At 70.5% G+C, this 1,795-nt stretch carries 2 protein-coding genes; both read left to right on the top strand.

What is annotated here, in order from left to right; translation table 11 throughout:
• On the top strand, window positions 1–483 hold a 483-nt coding region (locus tag ACWCXC_RS37410; protein ID WP_450891818.1), incomplete at its 5' end, for a phosphopantetheine-binding protein.
• The coding region (locus tag ACWCXC_RS37405; protein ID WP_450891817.1) for a condensation domain-containing protein at window positions 483–1,795 on the top strand (1,313 nt) is incomplete at its 3' end. The genes ACWCXC_RS37410 and ACWCXC_RS37405, both read left to right, overlap by 1 nt.

Genomic DNA, 1,795 nt, shown 5'->3' with positions numbered 1-1,795 from the left:
ACCCGCCTCGTCGCCTACATCGTCCCCACCGACCCCGAAGCATCCGAGGAACTACCGGATTCCGTAAGGCGGTTCGTCGGAACCAGGCTTCCCGAGTACATGGTCCCCTCTGCGGTCGTCGTCCTCGACGCGCTCCCGCTGACCGCCAACGGCAAGCTCGACCGCACGAACCTCCCCGCCCCCGAGCACTCCGTATCCGCAGGACGCGGGCCGGCCAACCGCCAGGAGGAGATCCTCTGCGCGGCCTTCGCCGAACTCCTCGGGCTCCCCGAAGTCGGCGTCGACGACGACTTCTTCGCCCTCGGCGGCCATTCTCTGCTCGCTGTCCGCCTGACCAGCAGGATCCGTGCCGAACTCGGCGTCGAGGTCCCGCTCCGCGTGCTCCTCGAAGCATCGACCGTGGCAGCACTCGCACAACAACTAGTCCACCAGAAGACAGCACGGCCGGCGTTGCGGCCCATGCGTAACCAGGAGGAGTCCTGATGATCCCGTTGTCCTTCGCGCAGCGGCGGTTGTGGTTCCTCAGCCAGTCCGAGGGCCCGAGTTCCACGTACAACATCCCGGTCGTGCTGCGTCTGTCCGCCGAGACCGACGGGACGGCCCTCGACGCCGCCCTGCGGGACGTGATCGGCCGCCACGAGGTCCTGCGCACGGTCTACCGGGTCGCGGACGGCGAGCCGTACCAGCACATCCTGAAGTCGGCCGATCTCGACTGGTCCCTGACGGTGGCCGAGGTGGCCCCCGCCGAGCTCGACGACGCGATCGCCGCCGTCCTCGGCCACACCTTCGATCTGTCCGCCGAGATACCGATCCGTGCCTCGCTGTTCTCCACCGGCGGCGAGCAGGTGCTCGTCCTGGTGACGCACCACATCGCCAGCGACGGCTGGTCCAAGCGCCCGCTGGCCCGCGACCTCTCCGTCGCCTACGCCGCCCGCGCCGCCGGCCAGGCGCCCAACTGGGAGCCGCTGCCGGTCCAGTACGCCGACTACACGCTCTGGCAGCGCGAAATGCTCGGCGACGAGAACGACCCGGACAGCGTGCTGTCCGCGCAGATGGCCTACTGGCGCGGGGTGCTGGCCGGCATCCCGGAGGAGCTGGAACTCCCCACCGACCGCTCCCGCCCCGCACTTCCCTCGCACCGCGGCCACAAGGTCCCGCTGACCGTGCCCGCCTCGGTCCACGCACGCCTCGCCGAGCTCGCGAAGGCCGAGGGCGTGACCCCCTTCATGGTGCTCCAGGCCGCCCTCGCGGCCGTCCTCGCCCGCCTCGGCGCGGGCACCGACATCCCGATCGGCACGACGGTCGCCGGCCGCACGGACGTCGCCCTCGACGACCTCGTCGGCTTCTTCATCAACTCCCTCGTCCTGCGCACGGACGTGTCGGGCGACCCGACCTTCACCGAACTCCTCGCACGGGTGCGGCAGGCCGGATGGGCGGCCTTTGAGCACCAGGAGGTGCCGTTCGAGAAGCTGGTCGAGGAACTGGCCCCGGCCCGCTCCCTGTCCCGGCACCCGCTGTTCCAGGTGATGCTGAAGGTCCAGAACACCGCCGAAGCCGTCCTCGACCTGCCCGGCACGGGCAGCGGAAACGCCCCGTCCCAGGGCGGCGACGCCGAGGCCGGCGACGCCCAGGCCCGCGATGCCCAGGACCCGACCGGGGCCGTCACCCACAACGGCCCGGCCACCAGTGAGTCCGCCGCGAAGTTCGATCTGGATGCCTCGGTGACTGAGGTTTTCGATGGGTCGGGGGTGCCTGCGGGGCTTCGTGGTTCGGTGGTGGTGTCGGCGGATCTGTT

The sequence above is a fragment of the Streptomyces sp. NPDC001515 genome, assembly GCF_053597115.1.
The sequence above is the reverse complement of the archived record's forward strand: the minus strand, read 5'-3'. Positions and strand labels throughout refer to the sequence as shown.